The organism is Telluria sp. LT2P34 (genome assembly GCF_059685915.1).
In genome coordinates this window covers 1,117,789-1,137,108 of record NZ_JCASIN010000001.1, presented here as the reverse complement: position 1 = coordinate 1,137,108, position 19,320 = coordinate 1,117,789, and the positions used below count along the sequence as shown (strand labels likewise).

The following is a 19,320-nucleotide window of genomic DNA, read 5'->3' as shown; positions in this document are numbered from 1 at the left end:
CGACGGACACGCGAAATAACAGGATCAAGCGTTGAAAATGGGGTTTGAAGCAGCGCCGTCCCGTCCGCCAAGTGTCATAATGCGCAGGTCAAACCAGGAGAAACAAGTGATTCGTTATTTGGGCACACGCAAGAATGGCGAAGGCGCCACCGTCTACGTGTTTATCGTGAACGGCCTCGAAAAAGAGGTCCGCGAAGGGGCGCTCAAGCAGCACCCCGGCTGCTACGAGGCCTTGCCGGCTTCGGCCAAGGCGAAGATCGCGGCCAATCGCGACTGGCTGTCGAAGCTGTGAGCCTGCCGCGCGCCGCCGCGGGCGCTGTGCTGGCGCTCGCCTGCATCTGTGCCGATGCGTTGGCGGCGCCCTCGACCATGTCACCCGTGATCGGCAGTGCGCTGCTGTGCCGCAGCCATCTCGACAACGCCTATCTGCATTCCTGGCTCACCAGCGCCTTCGGCCCGGCGCACAAGCGCGAGGGCGGGGCGCACTGGTTCAAGCCCGACGCCACGCTGTGGGGCAAACAGGTGCTCGAGATCATGGTCAGCGACGACACCGACCCGCTGGTGTTCGTCGCCGCGGTCCTCGACAGCAAGCCGGAAGAACTGGAACAGGCGATCCGCGCCGCGGCGGGTGTGCGCCACCGGCCGACGGACGCGTCACGCTTTTCCTTGCGCGTGTCGAACCCGGGCAGCGTCATCGCTTACCAGGGCGACAAATCCAAAATATACTGCGCGAGGTATAAAACCTTGCCGCCCTTTCGCTAGCCTTGCATGTACACCCAATACTTCAGCCTGAAGCAGGCGCCGTTCTCGATCGCGCCCGATCCGCGCTACCTGTTCATGAGCGAGCGCCACCGCGAGGCGCTGGCGCACCTGCTGTATGGCATCAACAGCGGCGGCGGCTTCGTATTGCTGACGGGCGAGATCGGGGCCGGCAAGACCACGGTCTGCCGCTGCTTCATCGAGCAGGTGCCTGACAACTGCCGGCTTGCGTATATCTTCAATCCGAAGCTGACGGTCGTCGAATTGCTGCAGTCGGTGTGCGAGGAATTCCGCATCGCCGCGCCGGGTGTGCAGGACGGCGAAGGTGCCGAGCTCAAGGCAGGGGTGAAGGCCTATATCGACGCCATCAACGCCTATTTGCTCGAATCGCATGCGCAAGGGCGCAACAACGTGCTCGTCATCGACGAGGCGCAGAACCTGTCGACGAGCGTGCTCGAGCAGCTGCGCCTGCTGACCAACCTCGAGACGAGCGAACGCAAGCTGCTGCAGATTATCCTGATCGGCCAGCCGGAACTGCGCACGATGCTGGGGCGCCCCGAGCTGGAGCAACTGGCGCAGCGGGTGATCGCGCGCTACCACCTGGGGCCGCTGTCCGAGCCCGAGACCGGCGCCTACATCGCGCACCGGATGGCGGTCGCGGGCAGCCAGGGCGCGCCCGTGTTTCCGGATGCGATCGTGCCGCTGGTGCACCGGATCAGCGGCGGCGTGCCGCGCCGCATCAACCTGCTGTGCGACCGCGTGCTGCTGGGCGCCTATGTGGAAAACAGCCGGGTAGCGACGCCGCTCATCGTGCGCACGGCCGCTGCCGAGGTATTCGCGGGGCAGGGCGGCGCGGCGCCGGCGAGAATCGCCTCGATGGGGCGCTGGCCGCTGCTGGCCGGTGGCGTGCTGGCCGGGGCGATACTGGGCGCGGCGGCGTGGCAGTCGATGCCGCGCATGGAGGCGCCGCTGGCGCAGGCCCGCCAGGCCGCGGCAGGAACGATTAGCGCGCCTGGCGCGGCCAGTGCGCCGGCCAGGCCTGGCCTGGTCGCCGGCGCCCAGTCAGTGTTACCGCTTGGATGGCCGGACGAGGCCATGGCCCTGCGCGCGCTGGCCACGCGTTGGGGCCGTGTGCTGCCGGAAGGCGCCGCTTGCCAGGTCGCCTACCGGATCGACCTGCGCTGCCTGCAAGGCCGCGGCAGCATCTACGAACTGCGCCAGCTCGACCGCCCGGCGGTGATCACGCTGCGCGAGGGCGCGACCACGCGCTACGCGGTGCTGGTTGGCATGGACGAGGGCAGCGTGACCATCGATACCGGGCGCAAGCGCGAGCGGGTGGCGCTCGCCAAGCTGGCGCCGCGCTTCACCGGCGAGTACACCACCTTCTGGCAATTGCCGCGCGGATTCCGCGAGCAACTGGCACAGGGCGACGCAGGCGCCGACGTCGACTGGCTCGCCACCCGCCTGGCCGGGCAGGTGCGCGCTCCCGCACCGGCCGCCCAGCAGCCCTTGAATGGCGCTACCCGCGATTTGCTGCGCGCCTTCCAGCAAAAACAGGGCTTGACCGCCGACGGCGTCGCCGGCCCGCGCACCCATATCCGCCTCAACCAGCTGACCGGCGTGGCCGAGCCGCGCCTGCTCGCCACCGCCAGGACGGGACCATAAATGTCGTACATTCTCGAAGCACTGAAAAAAGCGCAGGCCGAACGCCAGCTGGGCAACGCGCCTGACATCCACACGCCGGCGCCGGTCCACCTGCCCGCGGCGGCGGCGCCCGCGAAGCGCAGCTCCCTGGCGATCGGGCTCGGGCTTGGCGTGCTGGCCGCGGCAGTGCTCGGCGCCCTGGCCTGGCGCAGCGATGCGCCGGCGCCGGCGCCAACGCAGCCGGCCGTACTGGCCGAAGCGCCCGTGCCCGTGATCGCGGTTGCCGGGGTGGCGCCGGCCCCGCCCGCCGCCCCATCCGCCGCCCCGGCCGAGGCGCCGCCGCCTGCCGCCAGGAAGCGCGAGGTCGCCGCGGCGCCAGCGCCAAAGGCCGCCCCGGCGCCATCCCCCCGGCCTGCTGCGCCGCCGGCCAGCGCGGCGCAAGATACGCCGCAAGCGGTCTACCTGCCCGCCCCGGCCGCCGCCGCCGACAGCCAGGCGGCCGCCCGCGCGCCCGACCCGATTCCGGACGAACCGCTGCGTACGCTGCAGCAGTTGCCGGAAGCGATACAGCGCGAGGTGCCGAAAATTGCCGTCGGCGGCTATATCTATTCTCCGAATCCGTCGGACCGCCTGCTACTGGTGGACAAGGTGCTGCGCCGCGAGGGCGATGAACTGGCGTCCGGCCTGGTGCTGGAACGATTGACGCCGAAGTACGCCGTGATGAACTACCGCGGCACCCGCTACCGTGTCGCCTATTGATTCGCGCGCCGGCCCGGTGCTGGCCGTCGTCGGCTGGTCCGGCAGCGGCAAGACGACCCTGCTCGAATGGCTGGTGGCGCAGCTCGCCGCACGCGGCCTGCGCGTCAACATCGTCAAGCACAGCCATCACGACATCGAACTCGAGCCGCCGCACAAGGACAGCGCACGCCTGCGCATGGCCGGCGCGGCCGAAGTGATGATCGCCTCGCCCTACCGCTACGCCATCCTGCGCGAGCTGCGCGGGGAGGGCGAGCCGCCACTGGCCGAACAGATCGCCCGCCTGGCCCCGGCCGACCTGACGCTGGTGGAGGGCTACAAGTGGGAGCCTTTAGCGAAACTCGAGGTATTCCGGCCGGCGCTGGGGCGCGCGCCGCTGTACGTGGATGATCCGATGGTGGTGGCGGTGGCCTCGGATGCACCGCTTGCCGGAGCCGGCCCCGCCTGGCTCGACCTGAACCAGCCGGCGGACGTGTTGGCCTGGCTCATCGACTGGATGTCAGGTGAGGCTAAAGTTTCCGGAAATCAAGCCGTTAATGTAAGATAACCCGGAAGATAACCCTTATCAGGAGACCGACATGGATGTCCTCGCCATCGCCAAGTTGTCCACGACCATCGCAGAAACCGGCAACAAGCAGGAAGTCGCCCTGACCATGCTGAAAAAACAGCAAGACATGCAGAAATCGATGGCGACCCAGATCCTCGGCGCCATTGCGCCGCCGCAGCCGCTGCAAAACCTGCCGCCGCACCTGGGCAACACGATCAACACCAGCGCCTGAAGCTGAGTCCGGGCGTAAACGAAGCGCGGCGCCGGTGGCGCCGCAACAGTTCGCTCAGTGGAAAGCGCGCAGGACGCGTGCTTCGCCCGTGATGTCGGCAAAGCGCTCGTTGGCCTGGCGCGTCGCTTCCATCATGCGGCTCAGCTGGGCGTCTTCGAAGCGTTCGAGTTCTTCGTTGGCCGCATTCAGGGCCATGGCCAGCTTGGAGCGTGCGTTCTGGTACAGGACGCTGGTGTACTGATCGGTGTTTTTCAGCAGCTCTTCCGCATTCTCGATTACAAGGCGCAGATCGCCGATCAGCCGCTCCTGGGCCTGCGGGTTTTTTTCCGGGGTTTCCATTGCCGTCACCTTCAAGCCGGTTGGTCACGTCTCAAAATCTACACAAGGACTACCCGTCGCGTTTGTCTGCGCGCAAACGTGTGCCGTCGAGACCGGCAGTCCTCCCTACTGCACCGAGATCCGCACGTCGCCAACGCTGACCGTTTGTCCGGCGCGAATCTTTGCGGTCTTGCGCAGCTCTTGTTTGCCATCGACCGACACCGTGCCGCTCGCCACCATGTGCTTGCCGGCGCCGCCGCTGTCGCACAGGCCCACCATTTTCAACAGCTGGTTGAGCTCGACGAACTCGGATGTCAGTTCGAAAGTTGTCTTTTGCATACTATCCTCGGGAAAAATTTTGGGGCGCACGCTTGGGTTCGCCCGGCCCTTCACTCCGGGTCGGGCCGTGTCATGTCGATCGGCACGATCCACTGACCGAACTGTTCCTCGGTGACGAGGCCTGAGACCAGCGCCGCTTCGCGCAGCGTGATCCCTTCGTGCTGCGCATGCTTGGCAATCCGCGCGGCGGCATCATACCCGATGTGCGGCGCCAGCGCCGTCACCAGCATCAGCGAGCGTTCCATCAGCTCGCCGATGCGCGCGCGGTTCGGCTCGATCCCGCGTGCGCAGTGCTCTTCGAAAGAGCGCATGCCGTCGGCCAGCAGGCGTGCGCTCTGCAGGAAGTTATGCGCGATCATCGGCTTGAACACATTCAGCTCGAAATTGCCCTGCGAGGCGCCCACCGTCAGGGCGACGTCGTTGCCGAACACCTGGCAGCACAGCATCGTCAGCGCCTCGCACTGGGTCGGATTGACCTTGCCCGGCATGATCGAGCTGCCCGGTTCGTTTTCCGGAATCGTGATTTCGCCGAGGCCCGAACGCGGCCCGGAGGCCATCCAGCGCACGTCGTTGGCGATCTTCATGAGCGCGGTGGCCAGGGTTTTCAGCGCGCCGTGGCTCGCGACCAGCGCCTCATGCCCGGCCAGGGCCGCGAACTTGTTCGGCGCCGTTTTAAAGGCGAGCCCGGTGCGCGAGCCCAGCTCGGCGGCGATGCGCGGCGCGAAGTCGGGATGGGCGTTCAGGCCGGTGCCGACCGCGGTGCCGCCGGCGGCCAGCAGGAGCAGGCCGGGCAGCGAGGACTTGATCGCGCTTTCCGCGAATTCGAGTTGGGCGACATAGCCGGAGAACTCCTGGCCGAGCGTCAGGGGCGTTGCATCCTGCAGGTGGGTGCGGCCGATCTTGACGATATCGTCGAAGTCGCGCGACTTGACCAGCAGGGTGCTGCGCAGGCGCGCCAGCGAGGGCAGCAGGTTTTTCGATACCGCCAGCGCCGCCGCCACGTGCATGGCGGTGGGGAAGATGTCGTTCGAGGACTGGCCCATGTTGACGTGGTCGTTCGGGTGCAGCAGGCGCGCTTCGCCGCGCTCGCCGCCTGACAATTCAGAAGCGCGGTTCGCCAGCACCTCGTTCATGTTCATGTTGCTCTGGGTGCCGGAGCCGGTCTGCCAGACCGACAGCGGGAATTCGTCCGGGTAACGTCCGTCCAGCACTTCGTCGGCGGCGGCGATGATGGCATCGGCCTTGTCGCGCGGGAGCTTGCCGATGGAGCGGTTGACGGCCGCGGCCGCCTGCTTGACCTGGGCCAGCGCCGATACCAGCTCCGGCGCCATCTTTTCGGTCGAAATATCGAAGTGGTGCAGGGAGCGCTGCGTCTGCGCGCCCCAGAGGCGAGCGGCGGGCACCTCGATCGGGCCGAAACTGTCTTTTTCGATGCGGGAATCCACTGGCGACATATCCATGGCGTGTCCTTGTTATTTATATTCGGAGATGGAGCTAAAGAGTGTAGCCGAACACCCGTTAATTACGCTTAGGCTACAAATTCATGCTCAGGCTAGATATTCCCATGGCGATTCGCGCTTCCCACATCGTTTCAAGCTTGTTTGCCGTGTTCGCCGCCGCCGCATTCGCGTTCTCGGCCGGGGCTGCGCATGCCGCCGAGCTGGGCGAGGCGAGGGTAGCCTCCCACATCGGCCAGCCCCTGGCGGCCAGCCTCGAACTGACGGCGCTCGACGATGCGGCCGCCACGGTAGGCGTGCGGCTGGCCCATCCCGACGTCTACCGCGGCGCGAATATCGCCATGCCCGCCGTCCTGTCGAGCCTGAACCTGCATGTGACGCGGCGCGAGGGCCGCCAGTTCCTTTACCTGAGCACGAGCAAGCCGGTCGAGAGCCGCCACCTGCATGTCTACCTCGAACTGTTGGAGGCCGGCCAGCGCAGCGTGCGCCTGGTGACGCTGTGGCTGACGCCGAACCCGACTCCGGCGCCGGCGCCGATTCCGGTGCCGGTGCCGGTGCCGGCGCCGGCCATTGCGGCAGCGCCCCCGGTTCCCGCCAGGGCGCCCACGCCGGTGGCGGCGACGCGCCCGGCGGAAGCCTTGCAAGAGGGCGAGGAATACCTGGAGCCGCGCAAGGCGGTTCTCAAGCGGGTTGTCAAGCCGGCGCCCGAGCGCAAGAGCCGATTGGCAGCAGCGCCGGTCGCGGCGTTCAAACCGCAGGACACGCCGCCCACCTGCGCGCCGCAGCCGGCCGCCGGAGAGCTCGAAGCCTGCGCCGTGCTGGGCGCGAAGAACGCCGCGCTGCATCAGGCGCTGGGGCAGGTCGAAGCGAAGATGAAGGTGTTGCAGGGGGCACGTGGAGATGCGGCGGTGGTCCTGCCTGCCGCGGAGTCCGCAACTCCGGCAGCCCCGGCAGCGCCGGCTGCGGTCCCGGCGGCGCCGAAGGGCGCACCGCGCATCCAGCTCAAGCCGAAGAAGCCGGCGCCGCCGGAAGCGCAGACACCATGGGGACTGATCGCTGCCGGCGTCGCCGCCGTCCTGGCCCTGGCGGCCCTGGGCGTCGCGCTGCTGCGCCGCCGCAAGCGTTCCAACTTCGGCAAGATCCCGAAAGAGCACAAGCCGGCCAGGGTGCCGAAAGCGGAGCAGGCAAGCGCAAGCGAGCCCGGCGAGGACCCGCCGAAGCCGAGCATCATGTCGGCCGTCAAGGCGCGCCTGATGCCGGGACCGCGCAAACCGGCGGCGACGGAAAGGGTCGAGCCGACGCCTGAAGGCGCCGAACTTTGAACCGATATTGGCGCGCACGAATCAATCTACACAACTTATTAAGTTGATATATACTGGGTTCGTTGGTTGTCAAAACCACAAAACGAAACAGAGTCCGTCGCAGCCACCACCGATAGCGTGGCGCGGGTAACGGATGTACGTCGCGAGACGCCTGTTTTCGGAAGCGGTCCGGTTTGCCAACAGCGGCAGCGGACGCCGGATGCAACCGGCAAAGAGGCGACACCAGTTATCTGGTGTTGCTCTCCGAATTCATGTGGCCGGCATCAATCGGCTGCAGCACGAAGGCGCCCATGGGCGCCTTTTTTGTTGCGCACGATATGTCGAGCACCCAACAAAAAAGCGCCCGCAGGCGCTTCATGTGGTCGACGGCAGGGCCGCTCAGTGGGTGCGCATGGCGCGGTCCAGCTGGCCCATCCATGGCTCGGTGATGTCGCGAATCGCGCGGTCGTTGGCCATGATCTGCTTGAGCAGGTCGATCTTGCGCAGGCGCTTGACGCCTTCGAGTGCCGGCACGCCGGTCGCGGTGGCCGATGCCTGCACGGCGCATTGCGTCTGCAGGGTGTTGAAACCATCCCAGTCTTCCGATTGCGCTGCCGCGGCCATCTTGCCGGTCAGGCCAGCAATATTTTCGTACATCGAGAGGACTTGGTTAGAGTTCATGTGAGCACCGCTGCAATTTTTTTCGGCCGGATTACCGGTTGTCCTCCTTTTACGGCAGCGCTTTCGGAAACTTTAGGGTTGGCCGTAAAAATAATCGAAAATATTTTTCGGACCGGCATCAGCGCGGCCTCAGGCGCTTGTCGGGCGCCGGCCTGATGCCGGCTGCATACTGCCGCGATTCTGCAATCCAGCGCGGATATCTGCGGTTTGTCGCATTCCCGCCGGCGCGCCCCCGCGCTTGTTCTACAGTGCGTGCTGGATCCCTGCGCCAGCGGGGCATCAAAATAATAACAAAGAGGACATCATGAGAGACAAGCAAACATCGCGCTCGGCGGCAAGCGTCGCGCTGGCGCTGGCCGCCGCGCTGGCGCCGGCACTGGCCCCCTCGTCGGCCCGGGCCGAAGCCCCGTTTTCGTTCGCCGCCACCCCCGGTAAACTCCCCAAGGATGTCATTCCGCTGCTGTACGACGCGCACCTGGTGCCGAATATGGCGAATGACACCTTCAGCGGCCACCAGAGCGTCGACATCGAGGTGCTGCGCCCGACCCGGCGCATCGTGCTCAACGCCGCCAACCTGAGCATCGAACATGCCAGCCTGACAAGCCGCGGCGGCGCGCCGCAAACCCTGCAGCCGCTCCTCGACGCCCGGCAGGAAACCCTCGCTTTCGAGCTGCCGGCGCTGCTGGCGCCGGGGCGCTACACGCTGGCGCTGCGCTTTCGGGGCCAGATCAACCGCGAAGGGCGCGGCCTGTTCCAGGTCGCCTACAAGGTGGGCGGCGTCGATAAAAAGCTGGTGGCCACCACGATGGAGCCGTCGGACGCGCGGCGCATGCTGCCGACCTGGGACGAGCCGGCCTTTCGCGCCCGCTTCAAGTTGACGGTCGATGTCCCGGCCAGCTTCAAGGCTTATTCGAACACCCCGATCGTGAAGCAGGAAAAGCTGGCCGGCGGCCTGCAGCGCATCGCTTTTGCCCCGACCCCGAAGATGCCAAGCTACCTGGTGGTGCTGGTGGCGGGCGAAATGGAGCGCGTCACGGCGCGCCAGGACGGCGTCGAGATCGGCATCGTCACCACCGAAGGCAAGCTCGGCGCCACCGCCTTCCCGCTAGCGGCCACGCGCGACCTGCTGCGCTACTACAACAATTACTTTGGCCTGCCATATCCGCTCGCCAAGCTCGACCAGATCGCGATTCCCGGCGGTTTCAATGGCGCCATGGAAAATTGGGGCGGCATCGTCTACAACGAAGCGACCTTGCTCTACGACCCGAAGAAGAGTTCCGAAGACACCAGGAAGCTCACCTTCGAGGTCAACGCCCACGAAGTGGCGCACCAGTGGTTCGGCAACCTGGTGACCATGGCCTGGTGGGACAACCTCTGGCTCAACGAAGGTTTCGCGTCCTGGATGGCCTCGAAAGCCACCGAACGTTTTCACCCCGAGTGGCGTCCGCACCTGGACGGCATCGTCGAACGCGAAAGCGTGCTGAACCTGGACGCGCGCAAGACCACGCACCCGATCCAGACCCGCATCGACAACGAAGAGCAGGCCGCCGGCGCCTTCGATGCGATCACGTACGTAAAAGGCCAGGGCTTCCTGCGCATGCTGGAAAATTATGTTGGCGAAGCCAAGTTCCGCAAGGGCATCCGCTCCTACATGGCGGCGCACCAGTATTCGAATACGACCACGGCCGACCTGTGGACGGCCATCGAAACGGCCTCCGGCAAGCCGGTCGCGAAACTGGCAGCCGACTGGACCACGCAGCCGGGCTTTCCCTTGATTACCGTGGCGCAGGCCTGCGAAGACGGCAAACGGAAAATCACCTTGTCGCAGGAGCAGTACCGGGTCGACGAGCCGGCAACGGAGGGACGCCTGTGGAGCGTGCCGCTGCAGGTCGGCACCGTGGGCGGACGGGCCTGGAGCGCGCTGCTGAGCGAGCGCAGCACCACGATTACCCAGGGCAGCTGCGAGGGCGCGCTGGTGGTCGACCCGGACAGCGTCGGCTTTTTCCGTGTCCAGTACGACCGCGCCAGCTTCGACGCGCTGGCCGCGAATGCCGCCCAGCTGCCGGACCCGACCCGCCTGAAGCTGCTGCTCGATTCCTGGAGTTTGGTCACGGCCGGGCGCGCGCCGCTGGCCGGTTACCTGGACCTGGTCGCGAAATACGGCATGGAGCCGCGCCTGGCCGTCTGGGAATCGATCCTGTCGAATCTCGGCACCCTGCAGAACCTGGCGCGCGGCGAGCCGGAAAGCGCAGCCATCCGGCGCTTCGTGCTGGGCTTCGTGCAGCCCCGTTTCGATCGTCTCGGCTGGGAGCCGAAGCCCGAGGAAACGCTCGAGGACCGGCGCCTGCGCCCCTTGCTGGCCGGGGCCCTGGCGCGTGCCGGCGACGAGCGCGCGATCGGCGAAGCGCGCCGGCAGTTCGCGCGTTATGTTGCCGACCCGTCCTCGATCAGCCCGGAGATGCTCGACTTCGTCATCAACACCGCCGGCCGCTACGCCGACGCCGCCACCTATGCCGCGCTCGGCCGTGCGCTGGCCGCCAGCACGGGAGACGAGGAGCGCTATCGCATCGGCGGCGCCATGACCCTGGTGCAGGACCCGGCGCTGGCCGCCCGCACCCTGGAGCTGGCGCTGTCGCCGCAGACGCCGAGCAACCTGGTCGGCAGCCTGGTTGCCGGCGTCGGGCGCGAGCACCCGGACCAGGCCTGGGCGTTCGCGGTCGCCAACCGGGCCGCCTTGCTGGCGAACGCCGATGCGGTCGCGCGCAACCGTGCACTGGCGGGCGTGCTGGCCGCGTCGCCGGACGTGCGCCATGCGGACATGATGGAACACTACGTGGCCAGGAATTTCGGCCCCGATGCGCTGGTCGAAGCTCAGCGGATCGGCAACGGCATCCGCGTGCGCGCCGCGCAGAAGGCGCGCCTGCTGCCGCAGGTACGGGCCGCGCTGGCGAGCCCGCGCCCATGATGACAATGCACGGCCGGCCGACCTTGAGCGCTGCGAATCTGGTAAATTCCCTCGCATGACAGATAAGCTGGACGACATCGCCAAACGCACGCTGGCTCATTACGCGCAGAATGCCGAGCAGTTCTTTGCCGGCACCATCGACCACGACGTCAGCCAGAACGTGGCGGCGCTGCTGGGCGCCATCGAAGGGGCGGCGCCTTTTACCCTGCTCGACCTGGGCTGCGGCCCGGGGCGCGACCTGAAGACCTTCAGCAGCCTGGGGCACCGTGCGATCGGGCTCGACGGTGCGGCGGAATTCGTCGCCATGGCGCGCGCGCACAGCGGCTGCGAAGTCTGGCACCAGGATTTCCTGCACCTGGCGCTGCCGCCCGACAGCTTCGACGGCATCTTCGCCAACGCCTCATTGTTCCATGTGCCGAGCGCGGCGCTGCCGGGCGTACTGGCCGCGCTGCACGGTACGCTGAAGCCGGGCGGCGTGCTGTTCAGCTCGAATCCGCGCGGGCACAACGAGGAAGGCTGGAACGGATCGCGTTACGGCAGCTATCACGACTACCCGGCCTGGGAGCGCTACCTGGTGGCGGCGGGATTCGTGCCGCTGCGCCATTACTACCGGCCGGAAGGTTTGCCGCGCGCGCAGCAGCCCTGGCTGGCCAGCCTGTGGCGCAAGCCCCTTAGTGTTAACGAACGAACAGATTCCCAGGGCGATCGGGCCTAAGGTAAGTGCTCATTTCAACCGAAGAGGTGCAGCGATGAACGACGACCAGATCAAGGGCAAGGCCAAGGACATCGGCGGCAAGATCCAGGAAAAAGTCGGTGAAGTCACCGGCAACCGCCAGACGCAGAAAGAAGGCAACCTGAACCAGGCCGAAGGCAAGGTCCAGGAAAAAGTGGGCGACGTGAAGGATATCTTCAAGGGCAACAAGTAATCAGCCCGAGCCCGCAGCAAAAGCCGCGATCCGTCGCGGCTTTTGTTTTTATTTGCCTTCCTCCACCTCATCCCCCAGCACGTCCTCCACATACAGCATCTGCACCAGCACCTTGATCACCGCCGCCAGCGGCGTGGCCAGCGCCACCCCGGCGAACCCGAACAGGGTGCCGAAGATCAGCTGCATGACGATGGTCAGCGCCGGCGGCAGGTCGACCGCGCGCGATTCGATCAGCGGCTGCAGCACATAGCCTTCCACCAGCTGCACGCCGACGAACAGCAGCACCGTGTACAGGGCCAGGTCCGGGCTGATCGAAAACGCGATCAGCACCGCCGGCACGCCCGCCATGATCGGTCCCAGGTAGGGAACGAAATCGAGCAGGCCGGCGATGATGCCGAGGATCAGCGCCAGCGGCACACCCAGCATCGACAGGCCGGCCGAGGTGACGACACCGACGATCAGCATCGACATCGCCTTGCCGAGCAGCCAGCTGCCCAGCGTGTCGCCGATTTTTTGCTGCACCTGGCGCGCGCGCGGCCGCTTCGACTGCGGCACCAGCTTGATGATGCCGTTCGTGTAGAGCTGGGGCGAAGCGGCAAAATAAATGCCGACAAACAGGATGATCACCACGTTGCCGAGTGCGCCCAGCACGCCGCCGAAGAACAGCCCGGCGTTCGGCACCAGCGACGACATTTGCTTGACTAACTGTTCCGGCGCCGGCATGCCCGCCATCAGGCGTTTCAGGAGGGGGTAGTCGTCGATCACGCCTTGCAGCTGTTGCAGCGATTTCGGCACCGCCTCGGCAAGTTTGCTCGACTGTTCGGCAATCTGCGGCGCCATGGCCCAGCCGCCCAGGCCGATGATGGCGATCAGCAGCAACACCACCAGGGTCAGGGCGCGTTTGCGCCGGATGTGGAGGCGCGCTGCCAGCATGCGGCTGAGCTCGTAGAACAGCACCGCGCACAGGATGCAGGCAAACACCAGCAGCAGGGCATCGGCCGCGAACCAGATGGCGGCCAGGCCCAGGAAGAACAGGACGCCGATGCCGTCGATGACGGCGATGCGTTTCATGAAGGTACGCTGGGCCGGGGTTGGCGCCTCGTCTGCCGGCGGCGGGGAGGGTAAGGGTTTGCTCATGATCGAACACTAGCATGTGTTGTTTCGGCCTGGCGCCATTTTACTGTCGAGCTATGCGAACAGCGCCCGCCGTCGCCCGAGGGCGAAAAAAAAGCCCCGCTGTCCGTGACGCCGGGACCTTGCTTATCGTGCTGCGCCCGCGGCTTACTTCGGCGCGGTGCTGCCCAGGTTGCGCTTGAAGAAGTTCTCGATCATGCCGAACACGTGGCGCTGGCTGCTGCGGCCCGAGATGCCGTGCTTGGCGCCCGGGTAGGTCATCAGCTCGAACTGCACGTTGCGCTTGACGAGTTCGTCGATCAGGCGGGTGCTGTTGGTGAACAGCACGTTATCGTCGGCCATGCCATGGATCAGCAGGAGCGGCGACTTCATGCCGTCGAGGTGGGCGAACACGCCGCTGCGGTCGTAGGCTTCCTTGCTCGATTTCGGCGTGGCGCCCACATAGCGTTCCGTGTAGTGGGTGTCGTACAGGGCCCAATCGGTAACCGGCGCCACCGACACGCCCATCGCGATCTTGTTCGAATCGGCCGCCAGCAGGCGCAGCGTCATGAAGCCGCCATAGCTCCAGCCGAACACGCCGACGCGCTTCGGGTCCACGAAACTTTGCTGGGCCAGCCAGTCGACGCCGGTCAGCTGGTCTTCGACTTCGTGCTTGCCCAGGTTGTTGTAGATGACGTCGGTGAACTTGCGCTCGCGGCGGCTCGAACCGCGGTTATCCAGGCGGAACACGACGAAGCCCTGCTGCGCCATGTACTGGTCAAAATGGTTGCCCCAGGTGCGGGTCACGCGCTGCGAGTGCGGGCCGCCGTAGGTGAACAGGAATACCGGGTAGCGCTTGGCCGGATCGAAATTGGCCGGCTTGATGATCGAATAGTGCAGCGCCTGGCCATCGCTGGCCTTGATGGTGCCGAATTCGGTCGGCAGGTGGTCGGGCAGGTATTTGGCGTAGGGGTGGGTCGCGTTCAGCTCGTTTTGCTGGAGCCATTGCACCATGGCGCCGTCGGCGCGCCGGATCGACACTTGCGGCGGCGTCTTCGGATCCGAGTAGGTGTCGACGAAAATCTTGCCGTTGCTCGCGAACGAGGCTTCGTGCCAGCCGTCGCCCTGGGTGATGCGGACCGGTTTGGCGGTCGTGCTGCCATTGAGCGCCAGCGCATAGGTCTGCTTGTCGATCACCGCATCGCGGTTCGAGGCGACATACACCTTGCCGGCGGCCTCGTCGACCGCCAGCACGTTGTCGATGCCCCATTCCCCGCTCGAGATGGTGTTGAGCAGCTTGCCGTTGAGGTCGTACAGATAGAGGTGGTTGCGGCCCGAGCGCTCGGAAGCCCAGATGAAGGCCTGGCGGTTTTTCAGGAAACGCAGGTCGTTGTGCAGGCTGACCCAGGTTTTCGAGGTCTCGGTCAGCAAGGTGCGCTGGGCCAGCGTGGCGGCGTCGACCGCCACCAGGTCGAGGCGCTTCTGGTCGCGCGTCTGGCGCTGGTAGACCAGGGTCTTGCTGTCCGAACTCCAGTCGGCACGCACCAGGTAGATATCTTTCTCGGCCCCGAGGTCGACCTTGCGCGCAACACCCGTTTCCGGCGAGACGATAAACATGTCCACCAGCACGTTCGGGTCGCCCGCGGCCGGGTAGTGCTGGTCGATCACTTCGGTGCGGTCGGCAAAGATCTCGAAGCGGCGCGCAACCGGCACCGGTGCTTCGTCGTAGCGTTTATAGGCAATGCGCGAGTCGTCCGGCGCCCAGTAGTAACCGGTGGTCTGGTCCATTTCTTCCTGCGCCACGAACTCGGCTTCGCCGTTGTGCACGGTGCCCTTGCCGTCGCTGGTCAGCTGGCGCTCGGCGCCGGTTTTCAGGTCGATCACGACCAGGTTCTGGTTGCGGACAAAACTGACGTAGCGGCCCTTCGGCGAAATCTTTGGATCGATCACATTGCCCGAGGCAACCTTGCGCGCGGCATCCGGATTCGCCGCGTCAACCAGATAGAGGTCGCCGGCGATCGGCACCAGCAATTGCTTGCCATCCGGCGACCAGGTGTAGCTCAGGATGCCCGACAGGCTGGCGGTGCGGGCGCGTTCGCGCCGCGCTTTTTCTTCGAGCGACAAATTCTCGTTCGGGACCAGCTTCTTGGAGTCGACCAGCAAGCGCGTGGTCTTGTCCTTCATGTTGTATTCCCACAGGTCTTGCTGGAACTGGTTATCCGTGCGGCCGCGCAGGAAAGTCACGCGTTCGCCATCGGGCGAGACGCGCACGTTCTTCACGCCGGGGCCGGCAAGCGAGGTTTCGCCGTGAATACGGTCAAGCGTCAGGCGTTCCGCAGAGGCGGGCGCGGCCGCGAGCGCGGCAAGAAGGCAGAGCAGAAGGCGCATGGGTTGTCTCGTTAAAGTTAGCTATATGCAACGCATGAGACGATACCAGAGTCGCCTCCCAAAAGCTGTACATACCGCGCTATTTTACCGAGGCCCGTACGCGCTGGCGCGACAGGCGTTCCATCGACCAGCTCAGGAGGACGGCGGCGACCGTCAGGCCCAGCACCAGGCCGATCCAGAAGCCGGTCGACTCCATCGGCGCGGCGGGACTCCAGGGGAACCAGGCTGGTGCGATGCCTAGGATATAGCCGAGCGGCAGAGAAAAGCCCCAGAAGGCGACCAGCTGGATGATCATCGGCGGGCGCGTCACCTGGTAGCCGCGAATCGCCGAGGCGGTGGCGACCTGGGTCGCATCCGACAACTGGAACAGGGCCGCGAACAGCAGCAGGTGCACGCAGGCTTCTTGCACCGCCGGGTCCGACGTATAGGCGCGCGCGATTTCCCAGCGGAAGAGGGCGATGCCGGCGGCCGACAGCACACCGAAAGCCACCGACATGCCGACGCCGACGCGCGCGACGAACTGCGCCCGCAATGGATTGCCTTCGCCCATCGCCTGGCCGACGCGGGTCAGCAGGCCAATGCCGAAACTCAGCGGCACCATGAACACGAGCGAGGCGAAGTTCAGTGCGATCTGGTGCGCCGACACCTGCACCACGCCGAAGCGGGCCACCAACAGGCTGATCAGGCCGAATGCGCTGACCTCGGCGAAATAGGTGACGCCGATCGGCAGCCCGAGGCGCAGCATCTCGCGGATTTCTTTCCAGTCAGGCCCTTCCCAACGGGTAAACGGATAGGTCATGCGGTAGACCGGAGACACTTTTACCCAGACCAGCATGGCGGCCAGCATCAGCCACATGCCGGCCGAAGTCGACACCGCGCAGCCGACCGCGCCCATTTGCGGAAAACCCCAGTTGCCGAATACCAGCAACCAGTTGCTGGCAATGTTGAAGAGCAGGCCGAAGATCGCGATGATCATGATCGGCTTGGTCTCGTTGATGCTGGTCGTGTAGCCATACAGCGCGCGATAGCAGGCAAAGGCCGGCATGCCGATGCTGGTCACGTGCAGGAACATGGCGGCGCGGTCGGCCACCTTCTGGTCGAGTCCGATATGGTCGAACAGCAGCGTGGCCAGGTTCGTCAGCAAAAAAGCAATCAGGCCGATGCCGGCCCCTTTCCACAGGGCCTGGCGCACCGAGTGCGGGATCTTGTCGTAGCGTCCGCCGCCGATCTCGTGCGCGACCACGGTGTTGATCGACATCATCGTGCCCATCACGGTGACCAGCACGATCGACCAGACCGAGGCGCCGAGCGATACCGCAGCAAGTTCCTCGGCGCTGACGTGACCGGTCATCGCGACGTCGGCCACGCCCATGCCGACCGTAGCCAGCTGGCCCACCAGCATCGGCCAGGAGAGTTTCCAGAGCGTAGAGATCTCGAGCCGGACGGATTGAGGCGGTAGGGCGGGCGTGGCAGGCGTCGTCATGGAAGTGCTTGGTGAGGAAACCAAGGATTTTACTGTCAATTTGCCAAGAGGACGATGGCGTTCCTTTCGTCATCGACGCCAGGCCGCGCCTGATTGTCGTTAGCCGAACTTCTTAAAACAAGCGGTTGAGTGGCGAATCTTCCACAAAAATATTATTCGTTTCTCAATTAACTTGACAAACGCACTAAGCGTTCGGGGTTTTTTCGTTATCAAAAGGCTTTTTTTTCGTCAAATCAATGTTTTCGCGTGTAAATTGCTGGTTCGTAATCTCAGCCGTTGATCTTTCGGCCTAACTCGAAGCAGCTGTGTTCCGCCACTGCGTCTTTTTCTCCCCGACTGCCTACCTCATGTCCAAGCACATCACTTTCTCCCGTACATCCCCCACGCGCCTGAGCTTATGCGTGCTGCTCGCCGCCGCATTCGCACCGGCCCTGTCGATTGCCGCACCGGCCACCAAAGCCGCACTGGCGACCCCGATTGCCGCCGCCGTCGATGCAAAAGACGAGGCCGGCACCTACGCCGTCAACCGCCTGCTGGTGGTGCCGTCGGCCGGCCTGTCGCCATCGAACCTGGCAGCCATCGTCGGCGTGCACGGCGGCCGCGCCCACCGCGTCGGCAAGAGCGCCATGAACATCGTCGACCTGCCTGCCGGCGTGTCGTCGAAGGCCGTGATGGCCCGCCTGGCGCGCCATCCGCACCTGAAACGTGTCGAGCTCGACCGTAAAGTGCGTGCGTCGGCAGTTGCCAACGACCCGTATTTCGCCAGCGAGTACCACCTGGCCAAGACCGGCGTGACCACCGCCTGGAACACCACCCAGGGATCCGGCGTGACCATCGCCATCCTCGATACCGGCGTCGATGTATCGCACCCCGACCTGGCGGCGAACATGCTGCCCGGTTATAACTTCGTCGATAACAACACGAATGTTGCGGATGTCTGCGGTCACGGTACCGCTGTGGCCGGCAGTGCGGCCGCCGTCAGCAACAACAGCACGGGCGTCGCCGGCGTGGCAGGCCAGGCCAAGATCTTGCCGATCCGGATCGCAGGACTCGACTGCACGGCCTACCTCAGCACCATCGTCAGCGGCATCACCTACGCGGCCGACCGCGGGGCGCGTATCGTCAACGTGAGCTTCGGTCCACTGATGGGCAGCGCCGCCATCCAGAACGCCGGCGCCTACCTCAAGAGCAAGGGCGGCCTGTTGTTCGTCTCGGCCGGCAATAGCGGCGTCGATGTCGCAACCACGCCAACCTCGACCATGGTGGTCGTGTCGGCCACCGATGCCGGCGACAGCCGCACCAGCTGGTCGAACTTCGGCTCGGCCGTCACGCTCGCCGCGCCAGGCGCCGGCATCTGGTCCACCTCGCGCGGCGCCAGCTACGGTACCTGGAACGGCACCTCGTTCTCGTCGCCGATCGCCGCCGGCGTGGGCGCGCTCGTCATGGCCGCCAACCCGTCGCTCGATAACCAGACCGTCGAAAACCTGTTGTACTCGACCGCGGCCGACCTCGGCGCAGCCGGACGCGACGCCAACTTCGGTCACGGCCGCGTGGACGCCGCTGCCGCTGTCCAGGCTGCCGTCGCCAAACTGGGTGGGGCCGACACCGTCAGGCCGAGCGCCGCCATCACCTCGCCGGGCGCCGGCACGACCGTTGCCGGCCTGGTGCCGGTCAGCGTCAACGCCGCCGACAACGTGGGCGTCCAGCGCGTCGAACTGAAGGTCAACGGCAGTGTGGTCGGAGTCGACACTGGCGCGCCGTATCAGTTCTCGTGGGATTCGGCGGGCCTGCAGAACGGCGTCGCCAACCTGGTGGCGGTCGCGTATGACGCGGCCGGCAATGCCGGGTCCAGCGCGTCGCTGTCGGTCAGTGTCGCGAATGCGACGGCTCCGGCGCCAGCTTCCTGGACCAATTGCGCCAACGAAGGGGCAGTGTGCAGCTTCTCGGGCACGCGCCAGGTCCGTTATGGCGCCAACAACAGCTACGCGACGGTGACGGCAACCAGCTCGGTCGCCTGCAGCAACGCGGTATTCGGCGACCCGATGCCCAACGTCGTGAAGACCTGCCAGTACTCGAGCACCACCGCAGCGCCTGCACCGGCACCGGCACCGGCACCGGCACCGGCACCGGCACCGGCACCGGCACCGGCGCCCGCGCCAGCGCCCGTCGAAACCTGGACCTCCTGCGCCGGTGAAGGCGGTACCTGCGCCGTCAGCGGCACGCGTGCAGTGCGCTACGGCGCCAACGGCTCCTACGCGTCGAAAATCGTCACTGGTTCGGTCGGCTGCAATAACGGGGTGTTCGGCGATCCGATCGTCAACGTCGTCAAATCCTGCAGCTATTCGAGCATCACCCGCTAAGCAGGACGCCGGCGCCGTCGCGCCGGCCTGCGATGCGATGCGAATCGAAGC

At 65.8% G+C, this 19,320-nt stretch carries 18 protein-coding genes; 11 read left to right on the top strand and 7 right to left on the bottom strand.

Annotated elements, in window-relative coordinates; all coding sequences use genetic code 11:
• Nucleotides 1-106 precede the first annotated feature (106 nt).
• Genes AC56KZ_RS05075 through AC56KZ_RS05050 form a run of 6 tightly spaced genes read left to right on the top strand, consistent with a single transcriptional unit; the run spans nt 107 to nt 3,938 of the window.
• Nucleotides 107-292: a hypothetical protein gene (locus AC56KZ_RS05075; protein ID WP_497161028.1), complete on the top strand. Its 186-nt coding sequence runs from the start codon at nt 107-109 to the stop codon at nt 290-292.
• Complete coding sequence (locus AC56KZ_RS05070; RefSeq protein WP_497161027.1) at nt 289-762, top strand: hypothetical protein; 474 nt, start codon at nt 289-291, stop codon at nt 760-762. The genes AC56KZ_RS05075 and AC56KZ_RS05070 overlap by 4 nt, the downstream gene beginning before the upstream one ends.
• Nucleotides 763-768: 6 nt before the next feature.
• Nucleotides 769-2,424, top strand: coding sequence for an AAA family ATPase (locus tag AC56KZ_RS05065; RefSeq protein ID WP_497161026.1), 1,656 nt, complete (start codon nt 769-771; stop codon nt 2,422-2,424).
• Complete coding sequence (locus AC56KZ_RS05060) at nt 2,425-3,162, top strand: general secretion pathway protein GspB (RefSeq protein ID WP_497161025.1); 738 nt, start codon at nt 2,425-2,427, stop codon at nt 3,160-3,162.
• Nucleotides 3,149-3,706 carry a molybdopterin-guanine dinucleotide biosynthesis protein B gene (mobB, locus tag AC56KZ_RS05055; RefSeq protein WP_497161024.1) on the top strand — a complete coding sequence of 186 codons (558 nt, stop codon included), beginning with the start codon at nt 3,149-3,151 and terminating at the stop codon, nt 3,704-3,706. Before AC56KZ_RS05060 ends, mobB begins: the two co-directional genes overlap by 14 nt.
• A 31-nt stretch (nt 3,707-3,737) precedes the next feature.
• Nucleotides 3,738-3,938, top strand: a complete 201-nt coding sequence (locus AC56KZ_RS05050; protein WP_497161023.1) for a putative motility protein — start codon at nt 3,738-3,740, stop codon at nt 3,936-3,938.
• 54 nt (nt 3,939-3,992) lie between these two features.
• On the opposite strand, the gene AC56KZ_RS05045 is transcribed toward AC56KZ_RS05050, so the two are convergent.
• The 3 genes from AC56KZ_RS05045 to fumC form a co-directional block, all read right to left on the bottom strand.
• Nucleotides 3,993-4,277 (bottom strand): DUF883 family protein, encoded by a 285-nt coding sequence (locus AC56KZ_RS05045; RefSeq protein ID WP_497161022.1) that lies wholly within the window; start codon nt 4,275-4,277, stop codon nt 3,993-3,995.
• 105 nt (nt 4,278-4,382) lie between these two features.
• Complete coding sequence (locus AC56KZ_RS05040; protein WP_497161021.1) at nt 4,383-4,595, bottom strand: RNA-binding S4 domain-containing protein; 213 nt, start codon at nt 4,593-4,595, stop codon at nt 4,383-4,385.
• A gap of 50 nt (nt 4,596-4,645) precedes the next feature.
• Complete coding sequence (gene fumC / locus AC56KZ_RS05035) at nt 4,646-6,055, bottom strand: class II fumarate hydratase (protein ID WP_497161020.1); 1,410 nt, start codon at nt 6,053-6,055, stop codon at nt 4,646-4,648.
• Nucleotides 6,056-6,159: 104 nt separating this feature from the next.
• Between fumC and AC56KZ_RS05030 the strand changes: the two genes are divergently transcribed.
• On the top strand, nt 6,160-7,374 hold the full coding sequence (locus tag AC56KZ_RS05030) for a FimV/HubP-related protein (protein ID WP_497161019.1): 1,215 nt from the start codon (nt 6,160-6,162) through the stop codon (nt 7,372-7,374).
• Nucleotides 7,375-7,752: 378 nt separating this feature from the next.
• On the opposite strand, the gene AC56KZ_RS05025 is transcribed toward AC56KZ_RS05030, so the two are convergent.
• The gene (locus AC56KZ_RS05025) at nt 7,753-8,034 is read right to left on the bottom strand and encodes a flagellar protein FliT (RefSeq protein ID WP_497161018.1); all 282 of its coding nucleotides are present in this window, start codon (nt 8,032-8,034) and stop codon (nt 7,753-7,755) included.
• Nucleotides 8,035-8,338: 304 nt separating this feature from the next.
• On the opposite strand from AC56KZ_RS05025, the gene AC56KZ_RS05020 reads away from it, so the two are divergent.
• Genes AC56KZ_RS05020 through AC56KZ_RS05010 form a run of 3 tightly spaced genes read left to right on the top strand, consistent with a single transcriptional unit; the run spans nt 8,339 to nt 11,925 of the window.
• Nucleotides 8,339-10,999, top strand: a complete 2,661-nt coding sequence (locus tag AC56KZ_RS05020; RefSeq protein WP_497161017.1) for a M1 family metallopeptidase — start codon at nt 8,339-8,341, stop codon at nt 10,997-10,999.
• 55 nt (nt 11,000-11,054) lie between these two features.
• Nucleotides 11,055-11,714: a class I SAM-dependent methyltransferase gene (locus AC56KZ_RS05015; protein WP_497161016.1), complete on the top strand. Its 660-nt coding sequence runs from the start codon at nt 11,055-11,057 to the stop codon at nt 11,712-11,714.
• Nucleotides 11,715-11,748: 34 nt separating this feature from the next.
• Nucleotides 11,749-11,925, top strand: coding sequence for a CsbD family protein (locus tag AC56KZ_RS05010; RefSeq protein ID WP_379785967.1), 177 nt, complete (start codon nt 11,749-11,751; stop codon nt 11,923-11,925).
• Nucleotides 11,926-11,973: 48 nt separating this feature from the next.
• Here the strand turns inward: AC56KZ_RS05010 and AC56KZ_RS05005 are convergent, their stop codons facing one another.
• The 3 genes from AC56KZ_RS05005 to AC56KZ_RS04995 all read right to left on the bottom strand — a co-directional run bounded on the left by AC56KZ_RS05005 (nt 11,974) and on the right by AC56KZ_RS04995 (nt 16,909).
• Nucleotides 11,974-13,062: an AI-2E family transporter gene (locus tag AC56KZ_RS05005; RefSeq protein WP_497161015.1), complete on the bottom strand. Its 1,089-nt coding sequence runs from the start codon at nt 13,060-13,062 to the stop codon at nt 11,974-11,976.
• Nucleotides 13,063-13,206: 144 nt separating this feature from the next.
• Nucleotides 13,207-15,426 carry a S9 family peptidase gene (locus AC56KZ_RS05000; protein ID WP_497161014.1) on the bottom strand — a complete coding sequence of 740 codons (2,220 nt, stop codon included), beginning with the start codon at nt 15,424-15,426 and terminating at the stop codon, nt 13,207-13,209.
• Nucleotides 15,427-15,505: 79 nt separating this feature from the next.
• Nucleotides 15,506-16,909 carry an MATE family efflux transporter gene (locus tag AC56KZ_RS04995; protein WP_497161013.1) on the bottom strand — a complete coding sequence of 468 codons (1,404 nt, stop codon included), beginning with the start codon at nt 16,907-16,909 and terminating at the stop codon, nt 15,506-15,508.
• Nucleotides 16,910-17,256: 347 nt separating this feature from the next.
• Here AC56KZ_RS04995 and AC56KZ_RS04990 point away from each other — a divergent pair, with 347 nt between their 5' ends.
• Nucleotides 17,257-19,269 (top strand): S8 family serine peptidase, encoded by a 2,013-nt coding sequence (locus tag AC56KZ_RS04990; protein ID WP_497161012.1) that lies wholly within the window; start codon nt 17,257-17,259, stop codon nt 19,267-19,269.
• Nucleotides 19,270-19,320: the final 51 nt, after the last annotated feature.

What these genes read in the sequence shown, in the direction of transcription:
- AC56KZ_RS05065 (WP_497161026.1), top strand. Translation starts at nt 769, where the DNA reads ATGTACACCCAATACTTCAGCCTGAAGCAGGCGCCGTTCTCGATCGCG.
- AC56KZ_RS05060 (WP_497161025.1), top strand. Translation starts at nt 2,425, where the DNA reads ATGTCGTACATTCTCGAAGCACTGAAAAAAGCGCAGGCCGAACGCCAG.
- AC56KZ_RS05050 (WP_497161023.1), top strand. Translation starts at nt 3,738, where the DNA reads ATGGATGTCCTCGCCATCGCCAAGTTGTCCACGACCATCGCAGAAACC.
- AC56KZ_RS05045 (WP_497161022.1), bottom strand. Translation starts at nt 4,277, where the DNA reads ATGGAAACCCCGGAAAAAAACCCGCAGGCCCAGGAGCGGCTGATCGGC.
- AC56KZ_RS05040 (WP_497161021.1), bottom strand. Translation starts at nt 4,595, where the DNA reads ATGCAAAAGACAACTTTCGAACTGACATCCGAGTTCGTCGAGCTCAAC.
- fumC (WP_497161020.1), bottom strand. Translation starts at nt 6,055, where the DNA reads ATGGATATGTCGCCAGTGGATTCCCGCATCGAAAAAGACAGTTTCGGC.
- AC56KZ_RS05030 (WP_497161019.1), top strand. Translation starts at nt 6,160, where the DNA reads ATGGCGATTCGCGCTTCCCACATCGTTTCAAGCTTGTTTGCCGTGTTC.
- AC56KZ_RS05025 (WP_497161018.1), bottom strand. Translation starts at nt 8,034, where the DNA reads ATGAACTCTAACCAAGTCCTCTCGATGTACGAAAATATTGCTGGCCTG.
- AC56KZ_RS05020 (WP_497161017.1), top strand. Translation starts at nt 8,339, where the DNA reads ATGAGAGACAAGCAAACATCGCGCTCGGCGGCAAGCGTCGCGCTGGCG.
- AC56KZ_RS05015 (WP_497161016.1), top strand. Translation starts at nt 11,055, where the DNA reads ATGACAGATAAGCTGGACGACATCGCCAAACGCACGCTGGCTCATTAC.
- AC56KZ_RS05010 (WP_379785967.1), top strand. Translation starts at nt 11,749, where the DNA reads ATGAACGACGACCAGATCAAGGGCAAGGCCAAGGACATCGGCGGCAAG.
- AC56KZ_RS05005 (WP_497161015.1), bottom strand. Translation starts at nt 13,062, where the DNA reads ATGAGCAAACCCTTACCCTCCCCGCCGCCGGCAGACGAGGCGCCAACC.
- AC56KZ_RS05000 (WP_497161014.1), bottom strand. Translation starts at nt 15,426, where the DNA reads ATGCGCCTTCTGCTCTGCCTTCTTGCCGCGCTCGCGGCCGCGCCCGCC.
- AC56KZ_RS04995 (WP_497161013.1), bottom strand. Translation starts at nt 16,909, where the DNA reads ATGACGACGCCTGCCACGCCCGCCCTACCGCCTCAATCCGTCCGGCTC.
- AC56KZ_RS04990 (WP_497161012.1), top strand. Translation starts at nt 17,257, where the DNA reads ATGTCCAAGCACATCACTTTCTCCCGTACATCCCCCACGCGCCTGAGC.